This window comes from Kitasatospora sp. NPDC059571 (genome assembly GCF_042735675.1).
Lineage (GTDB): Bacteria > Actinomycetota > Actinomycetes > Streptomycetales > Streptomycetaceae > Kitasatospora.
The window spans coordinates 1-15920 of the sequence record NZ_JBHWBW010000154.1; the positions used below are offsets into that span (position 1 = coordinate 1).

General features: G+C 74.5%; 16 protein-coding genes. 14 read left to right on the forward strand and 2 right to left on the reverse strand.

The annotated features are described in order from the left end of the window. Positions 1-138 precede the first annotated feature (138 nt). Positions 139-324 (reverse strand): 50S ribosomal protein L28, encoded by a 186-nt coding sequence (gene rpmB, locus ACFV0G_RS18790; RefSeq protein WP_014138233.1) that lies wholly within the window; start codon positions 322-324, stop codon positions 139-141. 359 nt (positions 325-683) lie between these two features. Between rpmB and ACFV0G_RS18795 the strand changes: the two genes are divergently transcribed. The 10 genes from ACFV0G_RS18795 (at position 684) to mutM (ending at position 10295) form a co-directional block, all read left to right on the forward strand. Further along, on the forward strand, positions 684-2321 hold the full coding sequence (locus ACFV0G_RS18795; RefSeq protein WP_380548533.1) for a DAK2 domain-containing protein: 1638 nt from the start codon (positions 684-686) through the stop codon (positions 2319-2321). A 37-nt stretch (positions 2322-2358) separates the two neighbouring features. After that, positions 2359-4560: an ATP-dependent DNA helicase RecG gene (recG, locus tag ACFV0G_RS18800; RefSeq protein WP_380548536.1), complete on the forward strand. Its 2202-nt coding sequence runs from the start codon at positions 2359-2361 to the stop codon at positions 4558-4560. Between the two features lie 98 nt (positions 4561-4658). Continuing rightward, positions 4659-5054 carry a hypothetical protein gene (locus tag ACFV0G_RS18805; protein ID WP_380548539.1) on the forward strand — a complete coding sequence of 132 codons (396 nt, stop codon included), beginning with the start codon at positions 4659-4661 and terminating at the stop codon, positions 5052-5054. Between the two features lie 79 nt (positions 5055-5133). Further along, a complete protein-coding gene (rsmD, locus tag ACFV0G_RS18810) occupies positions 5134-5718 on the forward strand; it encodes a 16S rRNA (guanine(966)-N(2))-methyltransferase RsmD (RefSeq protein WP_380548542.1) in 585 nt (194 codons plus the stop codon). 30 nt (positions 5719-5748) lie between these two features. Then, entirely contained in the window at positions 5749-6234 is a 486-nt protein-coding gene (gene coaD, locus ACFV0G_RS18815) for a pantetheine-phosphate adenylyltransferase (protein ID WP_380548545.1), read from the forward strand. Between the two features lie 196 nt (positions 6235-6430). Beyond that, positions 6431-7618 (forward strand): ATP synthase F0 subunit B, encoded by a 1188-nt coding sequence (locus ACFV0G_RS18820; protein WP_380548548.1) that lies wholly within the window; start codon positions 6431-6433, stop codon positions 7616-7618. Between the two features lie 175 nt (positions 7619-7793). After that, complete coding sequence (locus ACFV0G_RS18825; RefSeq protein WP_380548551.1) at positions 7794-8438, forward strand: YceD family protein; 645 nt, start codon at positions 7794-7796, stop codon at positions 8436-8438. A gap of 2 nt (positions 8439-8440) precedes the next feature. Then, complete coding sequence (gene rpmF / locus ACFV0G_RS18830; protein ID WP_030275709.1) at positions 8441-8614, forward strand: 50S ribosomal protein L32; 174 nt, start codon at positions 8441-8443, stop codon at positions 8612-8614. Positions 8615-8634: 20 nt separating this feature from the next. Further along, positions 8635-9420: a ribonuclease III gene (gene rnc, locus ACFV0G_RS18835; protein WP_380548572.1), complete on the forward strand. Its 786-nt coding sequence runs from the start codon at positions 8635-8637 to the stop codon at positions 9418-9420. Between the two features lie 11 nt (positions 9421-9431). Next, on the forward strand, positions 9432-10295 hold the full coding sequence (mutM, locus tag ACFV0G_RS18840) for a bifunctional DNA-formamidopyrimidine glycosylase/DNA-(apurinic or apyrimidinic site) lyase (protein ID WP_380548554.1): 864 nt from the start codon (positions 9432-9434) through the stop codon (positions 10293-10295). Between the two features lie 55 nt (positions 10296-10350). Here mutM and ACFV0G_RS18845 read toward each other — a convergent pair whose 3' ends face one another. Beyond that, a complete protein-coding gene (locus ACFV0G_RS18845; protein ID WP_380548557.1) occupies positions 10351-11304 on the reverse strand; it encodes a hypothetical protein in 954 nt (317 codons plus the stop codon). 177 nt (positions 11305-11481) lie between these two features. Here ACFV0G_RS18845 and ACFV0G_RS18850 point away from each other — a divergent pair, with 177 nt between their 5' ends. The 4 genes from ACFV0G_RS18850 to ACFV0G_RS18865 all read left to right on the forward strand — a co-directional run. Further along, positions 11482-12825: a hypothetical protein gene (locus tag ACFV0G_RS18850; RefSeq protein WP_380548560.1), complete on the forward strand. Its 1344-nt coding sequence runs from the start codon at positions 11482-11484 to the stop codon at positions 12823-12825. Between the two features lie 132 nt (positions 12826-12957). After that, positions 12958-13254: an acylphosphatase gene (locus ACFV0G_RS18855; RefSeq protein WP_380548563.1), complete on the forward strand. Its 297-nt coding sequence runs from the start codon at positions 12958-12960 to the stop codon at positions 13252-13254. Between the two features lie 419 nt (positions 13255-13673). After that, positions 13674-13877 carry a hypothetical protein gene (locus tag ACFV0G_RS18860; RefSeq protein WP_380548566.1) on the forward strand — a complete coding sequence of 68 codons (204 nt, stop codon included), beginning with the start codon at positions 13674-13676 and terminating at the stop codon, positions 13875-13877. Positions 13878-14112: 235 nt separating this feature from the next. Beyond that, positions 14113-15920 (forward strand): chromosome segregation SMC family protein (locus tag ACFV0G_RS18865; protein WP_380548569.1); only part of this gene is annotated, 1808 nt, incomplete at its 3' end.

The window sequence follows — 15920 nt, forward strand, 5'->3', positions numbered from 1 at the left end:
GCCCCGGAGTGGTCCGGGGAACCCCGCCCGCGGTTCGGCCGGGCCCGCAGCAGGAGGACCTGCCGCGGGGAAAATCAGAAAGCCGACCCACCCGGGGGTGGATCGGCGATCCGGAGGACCGGCATACCGGTCTGCGCGTCAGCGCGAGACCTTACCGGCCTTGATGCACGAGGTGCAGACGTTGAGCCGCTTCGGCGTCCGCCCAATCACAGCGCGCACCGTCTGAATGTTGGGGTTCCAACGACGGGGGGTACGGCGGTGCGAGTGGGAGATGCTGTTGCCGAAGCCCGGCCCCTTGCCGCAGACGTCGCAGTTGGCAGCCACAGGAGTCACTCCAAGACTTCAGATCAGTTACGTTCGAAAACCCCGGCTGAGCCCACCGACACCACTCACGTGGGGCGAATCGGTTCAAGGGGTGAGCCCGGGTTGTTCCAGGCAACCGGAAGAGCATACAACGGCTGCTCCCGCTGAACGAAACTACCACGACCCGGGCCGTGATCGTTCGCCCCCGACACCCCCCGCGGACCCCCCGCCCGCCCGCAACCTGCGGCTCCGTCCGCGGCGCCCGACCGCGACGGCCCCCGCCCGCCCCGATAACCTGCCAGCATCGCCCCTACCGCCACCCCGCCCGCGCGCCGCACCGCAGGCCCGCGTTCCCGTGGCGTTCACCCGGAGGAGACCTGGTGCTGGACACGCTCGACGGCACGGCCGTCCGCACCTGGTGCCGGCTGGCCCTCACCGCGCTCGGCCAGGCCCGGGAGGAGATCGACGCGCTCAACGTCTACCCCGTCCCGGACGGCGACACCGGCACCAACCTCTACCTGACCGTGGAGGCCGCCGCCGAGGCCCTCGGGGCCGACGACGCCCCGGGCGGCACCGGGCCGGACGGAGACCTCGCCGCGGTCACCGCGGCGATGGCCCGCGGCGCCCTGATCGGCGCCCGCGGCAACTCCGGGGTCATCCTCGCCCAGTGGCTGCGCGGCCTCGCCGAGGGCCTCGCCGCCGGCGGCGACGCCGCGGGCCTGCGCAAGGCCCTGCCACGCGCAGCCGAGGCCGCCTACCAGGCCGTCGCCGACCCCGTCGAGGGCACCCTGCTCACCGTCGCCGCCGCGGCCGCCCGGGCCGCCGCCGACCAGTCCGGCACCCTCGCCGACACCGCCGGCGCCGCCTGCCTCGCCGCCCGCTCCGCCCTCGTGCACACCCCCGAGCAGCTCGACGTCCTGGCCGAGGCCGGTGTGGTGGACGCCGGCGGCCGCGGCCTGGTCGCCGTCCTCGGCGCCCTCGCCGACACCGTCCTCGGCCACACCCCGATGGGGCCGGTCGCGCTGCGCCAGGAGTTCGTGCTGCCCGCCGCCGAGGCGCACGACGCCTGCGAGGGCCACGCCCGCCGGCCGGGCCACCCCGCCTTCGAGGTGATCTACCTGCTGGAGGCCGCCGACGAGGCGCTGCCCGTGCTCCGCGCCCGGCTCGCCGCCCTCGGCGACTCCCTGGTGGTCGGCGGCGGCGACGGCCTGTGGAACGTCCACGTGCACGTCGACGACGCCGGCGCCGCCGTCGAGGCCGGCGTCGAGGCCGGCCGCCCCTACCGGATCCGGGTGACCCACTTCGCCGAGGCCGCCGCCCGGGCCGGCCGCGACGGCGCCCGGCCCGAGGCCGCCCCGGGCCGGGCGGTGCTCAGCGTGGTCAGCGGCGCCGGCCTCGCCGAGCTCTGCGGCCAGGCCGGCTCGGCCGTGCTCCCCGCCGACCCGGACCGCCCGCCGGCCAGCGCCGAACTCGCCGACGCCGTGCGCCGGTGCGGCGCCCGCGAGGTCGTCCTGCTGCTCAACGACCCCGAACTGCGCGCCGCCGCCGGCGCCGCCGCCGACCAGCTGCGCGAGGAGGGGCTGCGGATCGCCGTCCTGCCCACCCGCTCCCCGGTGCAGGGCCTGGCCGCGCTCGCCGTCCACGACTCCTCGCGCCGCTTCGACGAGGACGTGGTCGCCATGACCTCCGCCGCCGGCGCCACCCGGCACGCCGAACTCGCCGTCGCCGAGGGGGAGTCCTGGACGATGGCCGGCGTCTGCCAGGCCGGCGACGTGCTCGGCCTGATCGACGGCGACGTCGCCGTCATCGGCACCGATCCGCTCGACACCGCCGGCACCGTCCTCGCCCGGATGCTCGCCGCCGGCGGCGAACTGGTCACCCTCGTCCTCGGGGCGGGCGCCCCCGACGCCCTCGCCGACGGCCTGGTCGCCCTCGCCCGCCGCCAGCGCCCCGAGGTGGACACCGTCGTCTACCGCGGCGGCCAGGAGGAGGCCCTGCTGCTCATCGGCGTCGAGTGAGCCGCACTGTCGTCCGTGTGGTGTCCAATAGGGCGTGATGGGCGCTCTCGACGAACCACTGACCAAGCTCGTCGGCGACCGCACCGCGAAGGTGCTCGCCGACTCCCTGCGGCTGCGCACGGTCGGCGACCTGCTGCACCACTACCCGCGCCGGTACGTCGAGCGCGGCCAGCTCACCAGCCTGGACGAGCTGGAGGTGGACGAGCACGTCACCGTCCTGGCCCGGATCGAGAAGGTCACCCTCATCCCGTTCCGCGGCCGCAAGGGCGACCGGCTGGAGGTGATCGTCACCGACGGCCGCTCCCGGCTGACCCTGGTCTTCTTCAACCAGGGCTGGCGGCAGAAGGAGCTCCGCCCCGGCGCCCAGGGCCTGTTCGCCGGCAAGGTCGGGCTGTTCAACCGCACCCGCCAGCTCGCCGGGCCCGACTACCAGCTGCTCGACGAGGACGCCGACTCCGGCACCGCGCAGGCGTTCGCCGGCCGCCTCATCCCGGTCTACCCGGCCAGCGCCCAGATGCCGAGCTGGAAGCTGGTCAAGTGCGTCGAGGTCGCCCTCGACAAGCACCTCTCGGACGTCGGCGAGCCGCTGCCCGCCGACCTGCGCGCCGCGCACGGCCTGATCCCGCTCCCCGAGGCGCTGGAGCTGATCCACCGGCCGCGCAGCCAGGCCGACCGCGAGCACGCCCAGAGCCGGCTGCGCTGGGACGAGGCGTTCGTCCTCCAGGTCGCCCTCGCCCGGCGCCGGGCCGCCGACTCCGCACTGCCCGCCACCCCCCGCCGGGCCCGCCCCGGCGGCCTGCTGGACGCCTTCGACGCCCGCCTGCCGTTCACCCTGACCGACGGTCAGCAGCGCGTCTGCGCGGAGATCTTCGCCGACCTCGCGGACGAGCACCCGATGCACCGGCTGCTCCAGGGCGAGGTCGGCTCGGGCAAGACGCTGGTCGCCCTGCGCGCCATGCTCGCGGTGGTCGACGCGGGCGGCCAGGCCGTCCTGCTCGCCCCGACCGAGGTGCTCGCCCAGCAGCACCACCGCTCGATCGTCGAGATGATGGGCGACCTCGCCGAGGGCGGCATGCTCGGCGGCGCCGACCTCGGCACCCGGGTCGCGCTGCTCACCGGCTCGATGGGCGTGCCCGCCCGCCGCCAGGCGCTGCTCGACATGGCCTGCGGGGACGCCGGGATCACCATCGGCACCCACGCCCTGATCGAGGACAAGGTGCAGTTCCAGGACCTCGGCCTGGTCGTCGTCGACGAGCAGCACCGGTTCGGCGTCGAGCAGCGCGACGCGCTGCGGGCCAAGGGCGACCGGCCTGCGCACCTGCTGGTCATGACCGCCACCCCGATCCCGCGCACGGTCGCGATGACGGTCTTCGGCGACCTGGAGACCTCCGTCCTCGACCAGCTGCCGGCCGGCCGCTCGCCGATCTCCACCCATGTCGTCCCGGCCCTGGAGAAGCCCAACTTCCTCGCCCGGGCCTGGGAGCGGCTGCGCGAGGAGGTCGGCAAGGGCCACCAGGCGTACGTGGTCTGCCCGCGGATCGGCGACGAGCCCGAGGAGCCCCGCCGCAGGCGCAAGTCCGCCGAGGAGGACCTGGAGGACGTCGGCGCCGAGTCCGACGACCGGCGCCCGCCGCTCTCGGTGGTGGACACCGCCGAGATGCTCGCCAAGGGCCCGCTCGCCGGACTGCGGATCGAGATCCTGCACGGCCGGCTCGCCCCGGAGGCCAAGGACGACGTGATGCGGCGGTTCGCGGCCGGCCAGGTGGACGTGCTGGTCGCCACCACCGTGATCGAGGTCGGCGTCAACGTCCCCAACTCCACCGTGATGGTCATCATGGACGCCGACCGCTTCGGCGTCTCCCAGCTGCACCAGCTGCGCGGCCGGGTCGGCCGCGGCAGCGCGGCTGGCCTGTGCCTGCTGGTCAGCGAGATGCCGGCGGCCGGGGCGGCCCGGGCCCGGCTGGACGCGGTGGCCGGCACCCTGGACGGCTTCGAGCTGTCCCGGATCGACCTGGAGCAGCGCCGCGAGGGCGACGTGCTCGGCCAGGCGCAGTCCGGCGTGAAGTCCTCGCTCAAGGTGCTCAGCGTGCTGGAGGACGAGGAGGTCATCGCCACCGCCCGCGAGGAGGCGGCCCGGCTGGTCGCCGCCGACCCCGACCTGGCCGGCCACCCGGACCTGCGCACCGCCCTGGAGAGCCTGCTGGACGAGGACCGCGCCGACTACCTGGAGAAGGGCTGACGCGGCCGCGGGCCGCTGTCGGTGCCGGCGGGCAGAATGCGAACCGTTCGGGACACACCGTCACGAGCGTTCGTCCGAGCGGCACTTGGGGGCAGGTCATGGCATGGCGGCAGTACGACGTCCGGTCGGCCGGCGACCGGTTCCTCGGCATCGAGCTCGCCGCCGGCGGCGAGCTCACCCTCACCCTGACGGCCCCCGCGGCCGGGGGCGCCGGGCCGCTGGTCCGCGACCGGCTGCGGCTGCGCGCCGAGGACGTCCCGGTGCTGCGCGCGGTCCTGGCGCGGGCGCTGCCGGCCTCCGCGGCGCCCTGCCCGGGGCGCGGGACCGGGCCGGGGGAGGGGCTGGTACGCCGGTTCCACGAGGGCGAGACGGTCGCCCGGATCGCCGCCCGCTACGGCCGGACGCCGGACGCGGTGCGGGCCCGGCTGCGCGAGCTCGGCCACGACCCGGCCCGGCCGGAGTACTGCCCGGCCGCCGTCGCACCGGCCGGATGACGCGGGGCGGGCGCCGGCGCGCTTGAATGGGGGTGCCCCGCCGGGGCCCCGCACCCCACCGAGAGGACCTCGCACCCCCATGACCCGCGTCATCGCCGGCACCGCCGGCGGCCGCCGGCTGGCCGTCCCGCCCGGCCGCACCACCCGCCCGACGTCCGACAAGGCGCGCGAGGCGATGTTCTCCACGCTCCAGGCGCTGCGCGGCACCCTGCACGGGGCGCGGATGCTGGACCTCTTCGGCGGCTCGGGCGCGGTCGGGCTGGAGGCGCTGTCGCGCGGCGCCGCGCACGTCCTGCTGGTGGAGTCGGACGCGAGCGCCGCCCGCACCATCCGGGAGAACGTCCGCACCCTGGGGCTGCCCGGCGCGGAGGTCCGCGCCGACCGGGCCGAGCGGGTGGCCGCCGGGCCGGCCCCGGCGGACCCGTACGACCTGGTCTTCCTCGATCCGCCGTATGCCGTCACCGACGAGCAGCTGCGGGAGATGCTGATCACACTCGTCGCCGGGGGCTGGCTCGCGGCCGATGTACTCGTCACCGTGGAACGCAGCACCCGCGGCGGAGAGTTCGGCTGGCCGGAGGGCTTCGAAGGGCTGCGCTCGCGCAGGTACGGCGAGGGCACTCTCTGGTACGGTCGCGCCGCCGACGAGGGCGATCGACACTCGTAGCACCGGTTACCCCACAAGGGAGCACACGACATGCGCCGCGCCGTCTGTCCGGGGTCCTTCGATCCCATCACCAACGGACACCTCGACATCATCGAGCGGGCCTCCAAGCTCTACGACGTCGTCCATGTCGCCGTGCTGATCAACAAGAACAAGCAGGGCATGTTCTCCATCGACGAGCGGATCGAGCTCATCGAGCAGACCACCGCCCAGCTGGGGAACATCGAGGTCGAGTCGCACACCGGCCTGCTGGTCGACTTCTGCCGGGACCGCGGCATCCCGGCGATCATCAAGGGCCTGCGGGCGGTCAGCGACTTCGACTACGAGCTGCAGATGGCCCAGATGAACCACGGCCTGACCGGGGTGGAGACGCTCTTCGTGCCCACCTCGCCGACCTACAGCTTCCTCTCCTCCACGCTGGTGAAGGAGGTCGCCTCGCTGGGCGGGGACGTCTCGCACCTGCTGCCCGAGGTGGTGCACGGCCGCCTGGTCGAGCGGATCGCCGAGCTGAGGCGCTGAGCGCCGCGCCGGACAGAACCGGACGATTCTGGTGAATCGTCACACCCTGCGGGCCGTGCGGCCGGCCCGGGTGCCCCGGACGTTGTGAGCCGCGGCCCGGGTGGCCGTACAGTCTGTAGTCCCGCCCGCGGCGCCCCTGGCCGCCGGGCCGGCCTCCGCCAGGACCTCGGCGGCACACGGAAAGACTGAGGCGCCCGTGGACGTGCAGCAGAAACTCGACGAGATCGTCGCGTCGGTGGAGAGTGCCCGCGCGATGCCCATGTCGGCCTCCTGCGTGGTCAACCGGGCCGAGCTGGTCGGCATGCTCCGCGAGCTGCGCGAAGCCATGCCGGCCGAGCTGGCCCAGGCCCAGTCGGTGGTCGCCGACCACCAGCAGATGGTGGCCGACGCGCAGGCCCAGGCCGACCAGATCATCCGCGGCGCCCACGACGAGCGCGGCTCGCTGATCTCGGACACCGAGGTGGTGCGGCGCGCCCAGGCCGAGGCCGACCGGATCCTGGCCGAGGCCCGCACCGAGATCGACGCCAAGCGCGCCGAGGCCGACGACTACGTCGACTCCAAGCTGGCCAACTTCGAGGTGGTGCTCACCAAGACGCTGGGCGCGGTCGGCCGCGGCCGGCAGAAGCTGCGCGGCGCCGGCGTGTACGAGCCCGAGGCCGACGGCGAGTCGGACGGCGAGGAGTTCCAGCCGAGGATCAGCCCGAGCCCCGAGGCCGACGAGTACGTCGACGCGAAGCTCGAAACCCTGGAGATGGTCCTCAGCGCCACCCTGGAGGCGGTCGGCAAGGGCCGCGACAAGCTCCTCGGCAAGAAGCCGATCGACGAGCTCGGCGCCTACCTCGCCGCCGCCGACGAGGCCCAGCAGCTCAAGGACCGCGCCGAGGCGGTCGCGGCCGGCTTCTCCGACGGCGAGGAGCAGCCCTGGTACCGCGAGGACGTCCCGCAGCAGCAGAGCTGGCCCGAGCAGACCCCGGCCGCGGCCGGCTGGCAGGACCCGGCCGCCGACCCGTACGGCGGCCAGGGGGCCCCGCAGTACGCCGAGGTGTACGGCGGCGGCTACGACCCCTCCGGTGCCGGGCAGGCGGACCCGTACGGCACGCCGTACGGCTACCAGCAGCCGGTCGCCGCCTACCAGGGCCAGGAGCAGGTGTCGCACGACGCCTGGGGCAACCCCGTCCAGGCCGACCCGTACCAGCAGCAGGGCTACCCGCAGCAGGCGCAGCCCTACGACCCGTACGGCTACCAGCAGCAGCCCCACGACCAGCAGCCCCACGACCAGCAGCCGCACGGCCTGCCGCCGCAGCAGCCCGGCCTGGACGAGACCAGCTTCTTCGACACCAGCATGATCGACATGAGCAGGCTGCGGGAGCTCGGCGGGCGGTGACCGCCCGCCCCGGCGGGCGAGGGCCCGTTTGGGCGTGGGCGGACTCTCCGGTAGTCTGACCACTCCGGCCTGTTCACACCGGCCTCGTTGCGTGCCCGCGAACGGGCTCCGCACACACCGCATGAAGGATTCGCGCCACGCAGGGATGCGTGCCGCCTCAGGAAGTCAGGACACCTTGAACCGCCTCGACCACCGCGACCCCCTCGTGTTCGACACGCACGAGCTCGGCCGTCGTCCCGGCTCGATGCGCAAGGCGTCCCGCACCCTGGAGGCGCCCGAGGGCCTCGGGATCGCGGACGTCATCGGTGTTCCGGTGAAGAGCGAGATCGCGCTGGAGCTCCGCCTGGAGTCGGTGGTCGAGGGCGTGCTGGTGACCGGCACCGCCGAGGCCCACGTCGAGGGCGAGTGCTCGCGCTGCCTGGAGCCGGTGGAGGACGACCTGGAGGTCGACTTCCAGGAGCTGTACTACTACCCGGAGTCCGACGAGCGCCACCGCGCCCGGACGGCCGGCGCCGACGACCTCGACGAGGAGTCGGACGAGGAGATCTACCGTCTGGAGGGCGATTTCTTCGACCTCCAGCCGGTGCTGCGTGACGCGGTGGTGCTCGCACTGCCGCTGCAGCCGGTGTGCCAGGACGACTGCCTGGGCCTGTGCTCCGAGTGCGGAGCACGCCTGAGCGACGACCCGGACCACCACCACGATGCCGTCGACCCCCGGTGGGCGGCTCTGCAGGGACTCTCCGCCGCCCCCGGCGACGAGGGTGACGAGAACAAGTACAGCGACACCCGTGAGGGTCTCGCCGAGAACCAGGAGAAGTAGCCGTGGCTGTTCCGAAGCGGAAGATGTCGCGCAGCAACACGCGCCACCGCCGTTCCAACTGGAAGGCCGTCGCCCCCGCGCTCGTCGCGTGCGACCGCTGCCACGAGCCGAAGCTTGCGCACATCGCGTGCCCGAGCTGCGGCACGTACAACCGTCGCCAGGTCCTCTCGGTCTGATCGGCGGGGTGCACGGATCGATGTCGGACGGCAACTCCTCCCGCAAGCCGAACCCCGCGAACGGGGGCAAGGGCGGCGGGCCGGCTTCGACCGAATACGACGTCCTGGAAGGGCGCCTCGGGTACGTACTCGAGCGCGCCCTTCTGGTACGCGCCCTCACCCACCGCTCGTATGCGTACGAGAACGGCGGGCTGCCCACCAACGAGCGCCTGGAGTTCCTCGGCGACTCGGTGCTGGGCCTCGTGGTGACCGACACCCTCTACCGCCTCCACCCGGAGGTCGCCGAGGGCACGCTCGCCAAGCTGCGGGCCGCGGTGGTCAACTCCCGCGCGCTCGCCGACGTCGGCCGGGGCCTCGAGCTCGGCACCTTCATCCGCCTCGGCAAGGGCGAGGAGGGGACGGGCGGCCGTGACAAGTCGTCGATCCTCGCCGACACCGTCGAGGCCGTGATCGGCGCCGTCTACCTCGACCAGGGCCTGGACGCCGCCACCGAGTTCGTCCACCGGCTGTTCGACCCGCTGATCGCGGAGTCCTCGCAGCTCGGCGCCGGCCTGGACTGGAAGACCAGCCTCCAGGAGCTCACCGCGGCCGCCGGCATCGGCGTGCCCGAGTACGTGGTCGCCGAGTCCGGCCCGGACCACGAGAAGACCTTCGACGCCGCGGCCCGGGTGGCCGGCCAGGACTTCGGGCACGGCTCCGGCCGCTCGAAGAAGGAGGCCGAGCAGAAGGCCGCCGAGAGCGCCTGGCGGGCGATCAAGGCCAAGTACGCGGACAGCCTCCCCTCCGGTACCGCCGGCAAGGACTGAGGCGGCGCGTCGTGCCCGAGCTCCCCGAGGTCGAGGTCGTCCGGCGCGGACTGGCCCGCTGGGTCGCCGGCCGCACCGTCGGCGACGTGCAGGTGCTCCACCCGCGCTCGGTCCGCCGGCACCTGGCGGGCGGCGAGGACTTCGCCGCCCGGCTGGCCGGCGCCACCCTCGGCGAGGCCCACCGCCGCGGCAAGTACCTGTGGGTGCCGCTCCCCGGCACCGGCCACTCGATGGTCGGCCACCTCGGCATGAGCGGCCAGCTCCTCGTGCAGGACCCGGCCACCCCCGACGAGACCCACCTGCGGGTCCGGTTCCGCTTCACCGACGGCGGGCGCGAACTGCGCTTCGTCGACCAGCGGACCTTCGGCGGCCTCGCCGTCGAGGAGGCCGAGGACGGCGACCCGGAGGACACCCCCCGCTCGCTCGCCCACATCGCCCGCGACCCGCTGGACCCGCGCTTCGACGACGAGGCCTTCGTCGCCGCCCTGCGCGCCCGGCGCACCACCGTCAAGCGGGCCCTGCTCGACCAGACCCTGATCAGCGGCGTCGGCAACATCTACGCCGACGAGTCGCTCTGGCGCAGCCGGCTCCACTACGACCGGCCCACCGCCACCCTCACCCGGCCGCTCGCCGCCGAACTGCTGCAGCACGCCCGCGAGGTGATGGCCGCGGCCCTCGCCGTCGGCGGGACGAGCTTCGACAGCCTCTACGTCAACGTGAACGGCGAGAGCGGCTACTTCTCCCGCGACCTCGACGCCTACGGCCGCGAGGGCGAGCCCTGCCACCGCTGCGGCACCCCGATCCGCCGCGCGGCCTGGATGAACCGCTCCAGCTACTTCTGCCCGCGCTGCCAGCGGATCCCGCGCCAGCGCTAGCCCGCCCCGCCCGGGCCGGGACCTGCCTCCGCCGCGGCCCGGCCCGCCCCGGCGGTCAGCCCTTCGCGGCCCCGGCGGCCTGCACCTCGGCGTCGTGCAGCGCGCCCTCGTCCTCGCCGAACCAGGCCACCCCGACCGCGCTGACCACCGCCAGCACGAAGCCGAAGGCGGCCAGCGGAGCGAAACCGGGCCGCGAGGAGTCGCCGAGCCAGATCACCCCGACCGCGCCCGGCACCACCGTCTCGCCGACCACCAGGGCCGCCGTCGCCGCGTTCACCGAGCCCAGCTGGAGCGCCACCGTGTGCAGGTACATCCCGCCCAGGCCGCCGACCAGGATCGCGTACAGCGCCGGGTCGGCGAGCACCTGCAGCGCGTCGAACGGCTCCAGGCCGTCCAGGATCCGCACCCCGATGCCCAGCGCCCCGAACCCGAGGCCGGACAGCAAGCCGGCCACGATCGCCCCGCTGCGCCCCAGCCGCCGCACCAGCAGCGAACCGCCGGCGATCAGCACGACGGAGCCGATCAGCAGCCACCAGTGCACCGCCCGGGCGGCGTGGTGCGGACCCTCCGGGCCGGCCGCCACCGCCAGCAGCACCAGCGCGCCGCACAGCACGCCGATCGACGTCCACTCCAGCCGCTTCAGCCGCAGCCCCAGCAGCCGGACGCTGAGCAGTGCGGTGATCACCAGGTTGGCGCTGATGATCGTCTGGGAGAGGAAGAGCGGCAGCAGCCGGGCGGCCAGCGCGCCGAGCAGGAAGCCCACGAAGTCCAGCACCGTGCCGAGGATGAACTCCCAGGTCACCACGGCCTTCGCGGTCGAGGCGAGGCTCGGGCCGCCGTGCTCGGTCACCCCGGCCGCCGGGCCGGTGCCGGTGCCGTCCGGGGCCCCGGACGGGACGGCCCGGGCCGCCTCCTCACGGGCCGAGCGGCGGGCGCCGAGGGCCTGGAGGACGGAACCGGTGCCGTAGCAGGCCGAGGCCGCGACGGCGGTGACGAGACCGATGAGCACGGGGTCTCCGTTCGGGGAGGGCACGCGGGAGGCGGCGGTCGAGGAGCGGGCAGGCACCACTATGCCCGGTGCCCGGGCCGCCCCCTTCCCACCGGTCGGGATTCCGGCCGGTCGGCGGGGGTTCCGATCCGACCCGGGGATGGGATCGGGGGACCTCGGCCAGGTAGCGTCGGGGCCATGAGAACTGTGCTCCGCCGCCCGGCCGCCGTGCTCCCGGCGCTGCTGATCGGGCTGCTGCTGCTGCTCGCCCCGGCCGCCTCGGCCGCCGGCGGCGTCGACGACGCCGCGAACGCCCTGAAGAAGGGCCAGGTGTACGTCGACCCGTCGATGACCGGCCGCTTCTCCACCGCGCAGGCCGCCGACCTGAGCCGGCGGATCGCCGATGCCGACAAGCCGGTCTTCGTGGCGGTCGTCCCGGCGAGCGACGCCTACCCGGCGCGCACCGTGGCCCAGGACCTCCGGACGAAGGTCGGCATCGTCGGGGTGTACGCGATCTGGCGCGGCGACCAGTTCAAGGCCTTCTCGGACCGCAAGGCCCTGCCGCCGGCGTCCGCGGACCGGATCGCCGGCGCGGCGTTCCGCGCCCACCCGGGCGACATCGGCGCGACCCTGGACGACTTCGTCGGCCAGGCCCTCCCGCAGACCCGGGGCCACGGGGTCGCCGGCGGGTCCGGCGGGGTGAGCGCGGCCGCGGTGATCGTCCCGGTCGCGCTGCTGGCGCTGGCCGGCGGCGGCGTGTTCCTGCTGTTCCGCCGGGCGCGCAAGCGCAAGGAGGCGCAGGTGGCGGCCCAGCTCGCCCAGCTGCGCACGGTCGTCGACGAGGACATCACGGCCTTCGGCGAGGAGCTCGACCGGCTGGACTTCAGCCCGGGCGCCGCGGACGCGGACGACGCCCAGCGCGCCGACTACACCCACGCGCTCGACGCCTACGAGCGTGCCAAGGCGACCATGGACGCGGCGCGCACTCCGGAGGACGTCCGGCCGGTCAGCGAGGCCCTGGCGGACGGCCGGTTCGCGCTCGCCGTGCTGGCGGCCCGCCGGGAGAAGCGGCCGCTGCCCGAGCGGCGGCCGCCGTGCTTCTTCGACCCGCGGCACGGGCCGTCCGTCCGGGACGAGGAGTGGGCCCCGATCGGCGGCGCGGTGCGCACCGTGCCGGTCTGCGCCGCGGACGCGGCCCGGCTGGCCGACGGCGCCGAGCCGGACATCCGCACGGTCGAGACGGGCTACGGACGGCAGCCGTACTGGGACGCCGGCCCGGCGTACAGCCCGTGGGCGGGCGGCTACTACGGCTCGGGCCTGCTGCCGGGGCTGGTGGCCGGCACCGTCCTCGGGTCGGTGCTCGCCTCGCCGGGCGAGGCCTGGGCCGGTGACGGGGGCTGGGGCCACGGCGGGGACGGCGGCGGGCCGGACGGCGGCGACTACTCGGGCGCCGACTTCAACCAGAGCGACTTCGGCGGTTTCGACGACGGCGGCGGTGGCGGGTTCGACGGCGGCGGTGGCGGCGACTTCGGCGGCTTCTGAACCGGCGGGCGGTGGCTCGGGTACATCCGATCGGGTGGTTCTGCGGTGGCCTTCGGGCCCTCGGGGAGGTGCGGTGGATGTGCCGTGAAACCACTCGGATACGGCCGATCGGTGCCCGACTATGGTCAGGACATGCACGATCACGACAGCAGTCGGCCCGTCCGGGTCACCGCCTGGGTGCGCGGCCGGGTCCAGCAGGTCGGCTTCCGGTGGTGGACCAGGGCCCGTGCCCTGGAGATCGGCGGACTGACCGGCTACACCAGCAACCTCGGCGACGGCCGGGTGCAGGTGGTCGCCGAGGGGCTGCGCGCCGAGTGCGAACAGCTGCTCGTCCAGCTCCGCGGCCCGGACACTCCGGGCCAGGTCAGCGGGGTCACGGAGATCTGGAGCGCGACCGGTGAGGGCTACGACGGCTTCGTGATCCGCTAGGCGCAGCACGCGCCGTCCGTGGGCACACCGCAGTTGCCGGGGGAGTGGAGAGACCCCCCGGCAACTGCCGGTGTCATCCGGTTGCCATCCGGGCAGACTCGTGGTTGACTCCGCACCAGCAGTGATCCACCTTTCCGGTGGCCCGCCCCTCCCGTGGTGTGACCGTCCCGCCATGCAGGTGAGAGGCGCGCGGTAGCGTGCGGTGATCGTGTTGACCCGTACCGTCTTTGGTGAGACGCTGGAAGCCCGCGCACAAGTCCGCGTTTACCCGGCAGGGTCGAGTCGCCGTGTGCCGATCTCACTGCGGCCGTCCTGGAGTGCCCATCCTGCACGTCCGGTGGCGCTGAGGAGTGCGTTCCCTTCCCCCTAGACCAGTACCGCGACACGGTTCGGTCACTCAGCGTGGAGGACCATACATCATGGCAAAGGCGCTTCTCGGTTACGTCGGCGGCCCCGACCCGCGAATGCTCTCCGAGATGCGACGGCTGCAGCAGCGCGTCCAGGACCTGGAGGCCGAACTCAGCCGGCTCCAGACGGAGAACGACGCACTCACCGCTGTCGCTGACGGGCACTCGCTGCTCAGCAGCATCGAGATGGATCAGCGGGAGCCCGCTCTCACCTGATCCCGATCCGCACGATCGACGCTGTAGTGCACCGAGGCTTCCCGACAGGGATCGCAGCCTGCAAGGGACGTCCCGAGTGACGTCCCTTCGTCGTCCCCACGGCCCCCGCGCCCCCCTTCCGAGCTGAGGCTGCCCTTGCCACGGCGCGGTCAAACCGCCTCCTGACCCCCGGCCCGGCATCGGGCCGGATACAGTCGCCAGCACAGCGCCGCACGCTGGCGAGGAGGTCGGACGGGTGCACCTGAAGAGTCTGACGCTGCGCGGGTTCAAGTCCTTCGCGTCGGCCACCACGCTCCGCTTCGAGCCCGGCATCACCTGCGTCGTCGGCCCGAACGGCTCGGGCAAGTCCAACGTGGTGGACGCGCTGTCCTGGGTCATGGGCGAGCAGGGCGCCAAGTCGCTGCGCGGCGGCAAGATGGAGGACGTCATCTTCGCCGGCGCGGGCGGCCGCGCCCCGCTCGGCCGCGCCGAGGTCAGCCTCACCATCGACAACACCGACGGCGCGCTGCCCATCGACTACTCCGAGGTCACCATCACGCGGACGATGTTCCGCAACGGCGGCAGCGAGTACGCACTGAACGGCACCACCTGCCGCCTGCTCGACATCCAGGAGCTGCTCTCCGACTCCGGCATCGGCCGGGAGATGCACGTCATCGTCGGCCAGGGCCGGCTCGACTCCGTGCTGCAGGCCGACCCGATGGGCCGCCGCGCCTTCATCGAGGAGGCCGCCGGCGTCCTCAAGCACCGCAAGCGCAAGGAGAAGGCGCTGCGGAAGCTCGACGCGATGCAGGGCAACCTCAACCGCGTCCAGGACCTCGTCGCGGAACTGCGCCGCCAGCTCGGCCCGCTCGGCCGCCAGGCCAGGATCGCCCGCCGCGCCGCCGGAATCCAGGCCGAACTGCGCGATGCCCGGCTGCGGCTGCTCGCCGACGACCTGCTCACCCTGCGCCGCGCCGTCGAGGCCGAGATCGCCGACGAACTGGCCCTGAAGCTGCGCCGCACCACCGTCGAGCAGGAGCTCGCCCGGGCCCTGCAGCGCGAGGCCGTCCTGGAGGCCCAGGTCGAACAGCTCGGCCCGCAACTGGAGGCGGTCCGCCAGACCTGGTACCGGCTCTCCTCGCTCGCCGAGCGCACCCGCGGCACCATCGGCCTGGCCGAGGCGCGCGTGCGCAGCGCCGCCGCCGGCGTCCAGGGCGACGAACGGCGCGGCCGCGACCCCGAGGAGCTCGCCCGCGAGGCCGCCCGGGTCCGTGAGGAGGAGGCCGCGCTCACCGAGGCCCTGGAGGAGGCCCAGTACGCGCTGGCCGAGGCCGTCGAGGAGCGCGGCGACCTGGAACGCGCCCTCGCCGCCGAGGAGGCCGCGCTCAAGACCGCCGCCCGCGCCATCGCCGACCGCCGCGAGGGCCTCGCCCGCCTCCAGGGCCAGGCCGCCGCGGCCCGCTCCCGCGCCGCCGGCGCCGACGCCGAGACCGGCCGGCTCGCCGAGGCCCGCGACGAGGCCCGCGAGCGCGCCGAGGCCGCCCAGCACGAGTACCGGCTGCTCCAGGACGACGCCGACGGCCGGGAGGCGGCCGGCGAGGAGCAGGACGCCGCGTACGAGAGCGCCCGCGCCCTCCTCGCCGAGGCCGAGCGCGAGGTCGCCGACGCCCGGGACGCCGCCGGCGCCGCCGAACGCGAACGGGCCGGCCTCACCGCCCGCCACGAGGCGCTCTCGCTCGGCCTGCGCCGCAAGGACGGCAGCGGCGCCCTGCTCGGCGCCGGCGGGCCGGCCGGTGTGCTGGGCTCCGCCGCCGAACTCCTCACCGTCCGCTCCGGGCACGAGACCGCGGTGGCCGCCGCACTCGGCGCCGCCGCCGAGGCCGTCGCCGTGGACGGCACCGACACCGCCGCCGAGGCCCTGCGGCTGCTGCGCAAGCAGGACGCCGGCCGGGCCGCCCTGCTCGTCGCCGGCGACCGCCCCGCCCGGTGGACGCGCTCCGATCTCTCGTTATCCAACATAGTCGAACAGCACCGATCAGAAGTCAACATCCCCGGGCATGGCCC

Bases quoted from the DNA above. Each gene is read 5' to 3' on its own strand.
- ACFV0G_RS18850 (WP_380548560.1), top strand. From the start codon at position 11,482: ATGAGAACTGTGCTCCGCCGCCCGGCCGCCGTGCTCCCGGCGCTGCTG.
- ACFV0G_RS18855 (WP_380548563.1), top strand. From the start codon at position 12,958: ATGCACGATCACGACAGCAGTCGGCCCGTCCGGGTCACCGCCTGGGTG.
- recG (WP_380548536.1), top strand. From the start codon at position 2,359: ATGGGCGCTCTCGACGAACCACTGACCAAGCTCGTCGGCGACCGCACC.
- rnc (WP_380548572.1), top strand. From the start codon at position 8,635: ATGTCGGACGGCAACTCCTCCCGCAAGCCGAACCCCGCGAACGGGGGC.
- coaD (WP_380548545.1), top strand. From the start codon at position 5,749: ATGCGCCGCGCCGTCTGTCCGGGGTCCTTCGATCCCATCACCAACGGA.
- ACFV0G_RS18805 (WP_380548539.1), top strand. From the start codon at position 4,659: ATGGCATGGCGGCAGTACGACGTCCGGTCGGCCGGCGACCGGTTCCTC.
- rsmD (WP_380548542.1), top strand. From the start codon at position 5,134: ATGACCCGCGTCATCGCCGGCACCGCCGGCGGCCGCCGGCTGGCCGTC.
- ACFV0G_RS18860 (WP_380548566.1), top strand. From the start codon at position 13,674: ATGGCAAAGGCGCTTCTCGGTTACGTCGGCGGCCCCGACCCGCGAATG.